Below are 7,584 nucleotides of genomic sequence, written 5' to 3'. Positions count from 1 at the left end.
GTTCCGAGCGTCTCGAGCGCCCGGAGCGACCGCCCGTGCAGGGCCCCGAACGCCAGGTCCGCCGCCGCGATCCCCGCGCCGAGCAGCGGATGATGGAGCAGCGCGCGGCCGCCGGGCGCCCGATGCCGCGCCGTGCCGACGACCGTCGGATGAGCGACCGCAGGGTGGACGACCGCCGAAACTTCGGCGGTGCAGATCCGCGCGACGCCCACCGTGATGCGCGCCGCCCCGAGGATCCCCGCCGTGGCCGACCGCAGGAGCGGGACGCGCGCGACCACCGCTTCGGCGATGACCGCGCGATCCGGCGGGATGACCGCAGGGAAGACCGTCGTGAGGACCGCCGCGTCGCCCCGCGCCGTGCCGCCGCGCGCCGGGATGACGTCCGCCGGGACGACGTGCGCGGGCGGGCGATGCACGACGATGGCCGTCGTGAAGCGAACCCGCGCCGCAGGCCCGTGCAGGAATGGCCGCCGCGCCACGAACGCCCGCGGCACTCCCGCGGCGACCGCCGCGACTGATCGACCGCAACTGACCGACCGGCTGCGGAGGACGGGCCGAGTCCGACGAGACGCCGGCGATGAACCGCATGCCGCCGCCGAAACACGCGAAAAAGCCCGGGTGATCACGATGATCACCCGGGCTTCGCCCATCTCCGCCAGTGCGGCGGAGCGGGGAAACTAGCGCTGGACGCGGGCCTCGCGCAGCTCGCGCGGCAGGGAGAACACGATCTTCTCGCTGGCCGTGCGGACCTCCTTGACGTCCGCGTAGCCGCGCTCGGCCAGGAAGTCGAGCACGCCCTTGACCAGGATCTCCGGCACCGACGCGCCCGAGGTGACGCCGACGGTGGTGACGCCGTCGAACCACTCCTCCTGCAGCTGGTGCGCGTAGTCGACCAGGTGCGAATCGCGGGCGCCGGCCTGGAGCGCGACCTCGACGAGGCGCTTCGAGTTGGACGAGTTCTGCGAGCCGACCACGATGACCAGGTCGCACTCCGGGGCCAGGGCCTTCACCGCGACCTGGCGGTTCTGGGTGGCGTAGCAGATGTCGTCGCTCGGCGGATCCTGGATGTGCGGGAACTTCGCCTTGAGCAGGTCGACCATCTCCATGGTCTCGTCCACCGACAGCGTGGTCTGCGACAGCCACACCAGCTTCTCGTCGGGGCCGAAGTCCAGGGCCTCGACGGACGCGGCGCCGTCGATGAGGTGAACGCGATCCGGGGCCTCGCCGGCGGTGCCCTCGACCTCCTCGTGGCCCTCGTGGCCGATGAGCAGAATCTGGAAACCATCGCGGGCGAAGCGCTTGACCTCGTTGTGGACCTTCGTCACCAGCGGGCACGTCGCGTCGAAGGTGTGCAGGTCCAGGGACTTCGCCTGGGCGTGCACCTCCGGCGAGACGCCGTGGGCCGAAAACACCAGATTGGCGCCGTGCGGGACCTCGTCGGTCTCGTCGACGAAGATGACGCCCTGATCCTCGAAGGTCTCCACCACGAACTTGTTGTGCACGATCTCCTTGCGCACGTACAGCGGCGCACCGTGCATGGCCAGGGTCTTTTCCACGGTCTCGACGGCGCGGTCGACGCCGGCGCAGTACCCGCGCGGGGCGGCCAGCAGCACCTTCTTCTCGGCGGCGGTTGCGTCGGTTGAGGTAGTCGTCATGCGCACCACCCTAGCCAAAGGCACCTACAATCGACACAAACCGCCCATTCCCGTCCTGCAGGAGCGTTGACATGCCCGCACCGTTGCCCCTCCGCCTCGCGGCGGGCATCGCCGCGACCACCGTCGAAGAGGCTTTCCGTCTCCCCTACCGCCTGCGCAGGCTGCCCGGTCGGCTGGCCGGCTCGGCGCTGACGTCGGCGGCGGGGTCCGCGATGCGCGCCCGCCAGAACGTCACGGAGTTGATGGCGCGGGGCGACACGGTGCTCGAAGAGCTGTCGACGCCGGTGGTGGCGCAGCCGTCGTGGGCGACGTTCGACGAGGACGTCGACCCGGCGACCGCCGCCGCCCGGTCCGCGTCGGCGGCGGCGTCCGGGGCCACGGCCAATGGCGGCGGCGTGCAGACTCCGGAGAAGGTCGCCGCGGAGGTGGGCTACGGGGACTTGGATGCGGAGGATCTGGAGGATCTGATCCCGATGCTCGACGCCGTGCAGTTGTCCGCGCTGAGCCGCCACGAGCGTGACCTTGGCGATCGTCCGGCGTTCCGCACGCTCCTCGACAACGCGCTGCGCGATTAGCCGGCGGCGAGGGGGAGCCATCGAATGTCGAAGTTGACCACCACTCCGGAGGCGCCGGTCCAGGTCCGCCGCCTGAACCAGATGATCAAGGACTGGATCGAGCAGCTGGGCCAGATTTGGGTCGAGGGCGAGATTGCGCAGATCAGTTCCAAGCCGTCGTGGAAGCTGTCGTATCTGACGTTGCGCGACACGCAGGCCGATGCCTCGGTGTCGGTGACGTGTTCCACGTCTGCGTTGCGCGCGAATCCGCTGAACACGGGCGACCGGGTGGTCGTGCTGGGCAAGCCCGCGTTTTACGCGGGCCGGGGTTCCTTCTCCCTGTGGGCGACGCAGTGGCGGCCGGTGGGCGTGGGCGAGCTGCTCGCGCGCATCGAGCGGTTGCGTGTGGCCCTGGCCGCGGAGGGGCTTTTCGACGCCCGCCTGAAACGCCCCCTGCCCTTCCTTCCCCGTCGCATCGGGTTGATCACCGGTCGGGGCTCCGCCGCGGAGCGCGACGTGCTGTCGGTGTCGCAGGGGCGCTGGCCGGAGGTCGATTTCGAGGTGATCAACACCATCGTCCAGGGTGGCAAGGCCGTTTCCGAGATCATCCCCGCGCTGGAGAAGCTCGACGCGGATCCGTCGATCGACGTGATCATCATCGCGCGCGGCGGCGGTTCGGTGGAGGATCTGCTGCCCTTCTCCGACGAGGCCCTGGTCCGTGCGGTGAGCCGTGCCCGCACGCCGGTGGTCTCCGCCATCGGCCACGAGCCGGACAATCCCCTGCTCGATCACGTCGCGGATCTGCGGGCGGCCACGCCGACCGATGCGGCCAAGCGCGTGGTGCCGGACGTCGCGGAAGAGCGGCGCCGGCTCGACGAGCTTCGGGCCCGCTCCGCGGCCGCTTTGCGACGTTGGGTGGACCGCGAGGCGCGCATCATCACGGACCTGCGTTCGCGCCCCGTGTTGGCCGATCCGATGACGCCGATCCGGGCGCGGGCCGAGGACATCGGCCGTGGCCGGGACCGGTTGCGCGGCGCGATCTCGCGGCGCCTCGAGCGGGAGGAATCGATGGTCGTCGGCCTGCGCGGCAAGGTGTCCGCGCTGGGACCGGCGGCGACGCTGGCCCGCGGGTATTCCGTGGTGCAGGTGCAGCCGCGGGACGGCTCCGGGGATCAGGTGGTCACCACCATCGACCAGTCGCCGCCGGGTTCGCAGTTGCGAATCCGCGTCGCGGACGGTTCGATCACGGCGGCGGCCATGGGGGTCAAGCCCGCCGACTGATCGGCGCGGCCCCGAGGACACGAGACTTCAGACCAACCCCGGCGCATGACCGGGACATGAGAGGGAACGCACATGAGCCAGGACGTTGTCGGCGCGGGTGATGGCCGGGGATCGGAACCGGTGGCCGTCGAAAAGCTGGGGTATGAAGAGGCCCGCGACGAGCTGGTGGAAACCGTGAAGCTGCTGGAGCTGGGCCAGATGGGCCTGGACGATTCGCTGGCGCTGTGGGAGCGCGGCGAGGCGCTGGCCGGGCGCTGCGAGGAGCACCTTGCGGGAGCGAAGGCCAAGGTCGAGGCCGCGCTCGCCCGTGGCGCCGGGGACGGGGACGGGGACGAACCGGCCTAGTTGGTCTGCTTGACCAGGACCGGGGCGTCCTGCATGGCCTTGGCCAGCGTGCGGTACTCGTCGTCGTTGGCCGAGCCCTCGAGCATGACGCGGGAGTCGCCGAGGTCCGCGACCCACGTGCGGCGGGTGTTGGCGTCGACGCCTTCCATCTTCTCCCAGGTGACGCCGTCGACGTCGACGGTGCCGTCGCTCAGGCGGGCCTTGCCGTCGGCGGGCAGGACGTCGGCGGGGGCGCTGGTCTGCACCGCGTGGACGTAATCGCCGTTGGCGGTGACGAAGCCGAGGATCGTCGTGGTGTGGCCCTCCGCCATGCCGGCGCGCACCGAATTGGGCTGCCAGCCCTCGGGGGTCTCGGGCTCGCGGATCGGGTAATCGGCGCGCTGGGTCTCCATCTGCAGGAAGGCCGACGAGTCGACCTCCCGGACGGGCCCGTTTTCGGGGGCCCCGGGGTTGAAGCTGCACAGGCCGGTGAAGCCGACGGTGACGAGCATCGCGATTCCCAGGACCACGAGGGTCATGGTCATGTCGCGGCCGTCCTGCAGGATCCTGGGCTTCTCCGATTTCACGCGGACAAGTATGCCATCACCGCCGGCCACCCCCGAACACGACCGCCGATCCCGCCGCGATTTCCGAAAAAGTGGAACACTTGAGGTGAGCCCATGTGGGGCGCGTCCCGCATGGCCGTCGGCCCGGAAACGGGTGGGCGAACCCGAACACGCGCCGATTTTCAGACGCTTCATCATCTACGACGGAGGCCACCCGAACATGTCTGCTCTCAACCCCGAAGTTCCCGACCGCAACCTGGCGATGGAGCTGGTCCGCGTCACCGAGTCCGCGGCTCTCGCCGCCGGCCAGTGGGTCGGTCGCGGCCAGAAGGAGAAGGGCGACGGCGCCGCGGTCGACGCGATGCGCAAGCTCATCAACACCGTGTCCATGAACGGCGTGGTCGTGATCGGCGAGGGCGAGAAGGACGAGGCCCCGATGCTGTTCAACGGCGAGCAGGTCGGCAACGGCGAGGGCCCGGAGGTCGACATCGCCGTCGACCCGATCGACGGCACCACGCTGATGGCCGAGGGCCGCCCGAACTCCATCGCCGTCCTGGCCGCCGCCGAGCGCGGTTCGATGTACGACCCCTCCGCCGTGTTCTACATGGACAAAATCGCCGTCGGCCCGGAGGCCGCGGGCACCATCGACATCGAGGCGCCGGTCGAGCACAACATCAAGGCCGTCGCCAAGGCGAAGGGCCTGCGCAAGGAAGACGTCACCGTGATGGTGCTGGACCGCCCGCGCCACGAGGACATGATCCGCCAGATCCGCGAGTCCGGCGCGAAGGTCCGCCTCATCGGCGACGGCGACGTTGCGGGCGCCGTGGCCGCCGCCCAGTCCACCAACTCGGTCGACATCATGATGGGCATCGGCGGCACGCCGGAGGGCGTCATCACCGCCTGTGCCATGAAGTGCATGGGCGGCGAGATCCAGGGCAAGCTCCACCCGCGCGACGAGGCCGAGATCCAGAAGGCCCTCGACGCCGGCCTGGTGCTGGACACCGTCCTGACCACCGACGACCTGGTCCGCTCGGACAACTGCTACTTCGTCGCCACCGGCGTCACCAACGGCGACATGCTGCGCGGCGTCGCCTACCGCGGCAAGGGCGCCTGGACCCGTTCGCTGGTCATGCGCTCGAAGTCCGGCACGATCCGCAACATCGAGGCGTGGCACTCGCTGGAGAAGCTGCGCCAGTTCTCCTCCGTGGACTACGGCAAGGACGGCTTCCCGGACATGGACCTGTAGGGATCGCCCTGCAGGAACCGCTTCCGCAGGCGCTTCCCCCACCGGGAACGCGCCTGCGCCGGGTGCGCGCGACGCACCAGCAAGACACCGTTCGGCGGCCGCGTGAACGCGCGCGGTCGTCGTCCCGAGCCTTCGAGGCCGGCCGTGGTGGCCCGGTCGCGGGGATCACACGCACCCGCCGGGGGTGGGGATCGCCACAGCCCCGGCGGGTGCGTCATACTTGTGGGTGGAATCCATCCACCTTTCACACCTCAGATGGACCCGAGACGAAAGAGGAATTTATGACCGAGCAGCAGTACCGCATCGAGCACGACACCATGGGCGAGGTCAAGGTGCCCGTCGACGCCCTGTGGCGTGCCCAGACCCAGCGTGCCGTCGAGAACTTCCCGATCTCCGGCCGCGGCCTCGAGTCCCAGCAGATCCGTGCGATGGGCCTGCTCAAGGCGGCGTGCGCGATCGTGAACAAGGACCGCGGCCTCCTCCCGGGCGAGCAGGCCGACGCCATCGTCGCCGCCGCCAAGGAGATCGCCGAGGGCAAGCACGACGCCGAGTTCCCGATCGACGTGTTCCAGACCGGCTCGGGCACTTCGTCGAACATGAACACCAACGAGGTCATCGCGTCCATCGCGAAGGCCAACGGCGTCGAGGTCCACCCGAACGACCACGTCAACATGGGCCAGTCGTCGAACGACACGTTCCCGACCGCCACCCACGTCGCCGCCACCGAGGCCGCCGTCAACGACCTGATCCCGGGCCTGAAGGTCCTGCAGGAGTCGCTGGCGAAGAAGGCCGCCGAGTGGAAGTCGGTGGTCAAGTCGGGCCGCACCCACCTGATGGACGCCGTCCCGGTGACCCTGGGCCAGGAGTTCGGCGGTTACGCCCGCCAGATCGAGCTGGGCATCGAGCGCATCGAGGCCACCGTCGCCCGCCTGGGCGAGCTGCCCATCGGCGGCACCGCGGTCGGCACCGGCCTGAACACCCCGGCCGACTTCGGTGGCAAGGTCACCGACGAGCTGAAGAAGCTCACCGGCGTCGAGCAGCTGTCGGAGGCGAAGAACCACTTCGAGGCGCAGGCCAACCGCGATGCGCTGGTCGAGTTCTCGGGCGCCATGCGCGTCGTCGCGGTGTCGCTGTACAAGATCGCCAACGACATCCGCCTGATGGGCTCCGGCCCGCTGACCGGCCTGGGCGAGATCCGCCTGCCGGACCTGCAGCCGGGTTCGTCGATCATGCCGGGCAAGGTCAACCCGGTTCTGTGCGAGACCGCCACCCAGGTTTCGGCGCAGGTCATCGGCAACGACGCCGCGGTCGCCTTCGCCGGCACCCAGGGCCAGTTCGAGCTCAACGTGTTCATCCCCGTTATGGCCCGCAACGTCCTCGAGTCTTCCCGCCTGCTGGCCAACACGGCCCGCGTCTTCGCGGAGAAGCTGGTCGACGGCATCGAGCCGAACGAGGAGCACATGAAGAACCTGGCCGAGTCCTCGCCGTCCATCGTGACGCCGCTGAACTCCGCCATCGGCTACGAGAACGCCGCCAAGGTGGCCAAGACCGCCCTCAAGGAGGGCAAGACCATCCGCCAGACCGTCATCGACATGGGCTTCGTCGACGGCGAGAAGCTGACGGAGGAGGAGCTGGACAAGCGCCTCGACGTGCTGGCCATGGCCAACACCGACCGCGACTAATCTCCGGTTTCCGGCCTTCGGGTCGAAGCACCGCGCCCCGTCCCCGGGTTTCCGGGGGCGGGGCGCTTTGCGTTGGCACCACCGGCTGCGCACGGAGATCCCGGCCCCCGTTCACGGCGAACACGTATCGTCGTTCACCAAGAGCCGACCCGGCCCGAGAGGACGACCAATGGACATCCCGTTCATCGCACCGACCACCGCCCGTTTCACCCACCTGCTGTTTCATCCGCGCGAGCGGGTGGTCGACTGGTTCGCGCGGCCCGGCGCGGTGCGCCG

The 7,584-nt window shown here is 69.8% G+C and carries 8 protein-coding genes; 5 read left to right on the top strand and 3 right to left on the bottom strand.

The window, feature by feature from the left end; translation table 11 throughout:
• Positions 1 to 416: hypothetical protein (locus GX015_RS12055; protein WP_291345398.1), on the bottom strand; the 416-nt coding region annotated here is incomplete at its 3' end.
• Positions 417 to 677: 261 nt separating this feature from the next.
• Positions 678 to 1,655, bottom strand: a complete 978-nt coding sequence (locus GX015_RS12050; protein ID WP_291345397.1) for a 4-hydroxy-3-methylbut-2-enyl diphosphate reductase — start codon at positions 1,653 to 1,655, stop codon at positions 678 to 680.
• Positions 1,656 to 1,726: 71 nt separating this feature from the next.
• On the opposite strand from GX015_RS12050, the gene GX015_RS12045 reads away from it, so the two are divergent.
• The 3 genes from GX015_RS12045 to GX015_RS12035 all read left to right on the top strand — a co-directional run bounded on the left by GX015_RS12045 (position 1,727) and on the right by GX015_RS12035 (position 3,835).
• Positions 1,727 to 2,230 (top strand): hypothetical protein, encoded by a 504-nt coding sequence (locus GX015_RS12045; protein WP_291345396.1) that lies wholly within the window; start codon positions 1,727 to 1,729, stop codon positions 2,228 to 2,230.
• A gap of 24 nt (positions 2,231 to 2,254) precedes the next feature.
• Positions 2,255 to 3,490: an exodeoxyribonuclease VII large subunit gene (gene xseA / locus GX015_RS12040; protein ID WP_291345395.1), complete on the top strand. Its 1,236-nt coding sequence runs from the start codon at positions 2,255 to 2,257 to the stop codon at positions 3,488 to 3,490.
• 72 nt (positions 3,491 to 3,562) lie between these two features.
• Positions 3,563 to 3,835 (top strand): exodeoxyribonuclease VII small subunit, encoded by a 273-nt coding sequence (locus GX015_RS12035; protein ID WP_291345394.1) that lies wholly within the window; start codon positions 3,563 to 3,565, stop codon positions 3,833 to 3,835.
• Here the strand turns inward: GX015_RS12035 and GX015_RS12030 are convergent.
• Positions 3,832 to 4,401 carry a DUF4245 domain-containing protein gene (locus tag GX015_RS12030; protein WP_291345393.1) on the bottom strand — a complete coding sequence of 190 codons (570 nt, stop codon included), beginning with the start codon at positions 4,399 to 4,401 and terminating at the stop codon, positions 3,832 to 3,834. The two genes, GX015_RS12035 and GX015_RS12030, sit on opposite strands and share 4 nt — an antisense overlap.
• Positions 4,402 to 4,600: 199 nt before the next feature.
• Here GX015_RS12030 and glpX point away from each other — a divergent pair, with 199 nt between their 5' ends.
• Positions 4,601 to 5,626 carry a class II fructose-bisphosphatase gene (gene glpX, locus GX015_RS12025; RefSeq protein ID WP_291345392.1) on the top strand — a complete coding sequence of 342 codons (1,026 nt, stop codon included), beginning with the start codon at positions 4,601 to 4,603 and terminating at the stop codon, positions 5,624 to 5,626.
• 281 nt (positions 5,627 to 5,907) lie between these two features.
• Positions 5,908 to 7,308 (top strand): class II fumarate hydratase, encoded by a 1,401-nt coding sequence (locus GX015_RS12020; RefSeq protein ID WP_291345391.1) that lies wholly within the window; start codon positions 5,908 to 5,910, stop codon positions 7,306 to 7,308.
• Positions 7,309 to 7,584: the final 276 nt, after the last annotated feature.

Origin of the sequence: Corynebacterium sp., assembly GCF_012837295.1 — a bacterium.
GTDB lineage: Bacteria > Actinomycetota > Actinomycetes > Mycobacteriales > Mycobacteriaceae > Corynebacterium.
Note: the sequence above shows the minus strand (reverse complement) of the source record. Positions and strands in the feature narration are given on the sequence as shown.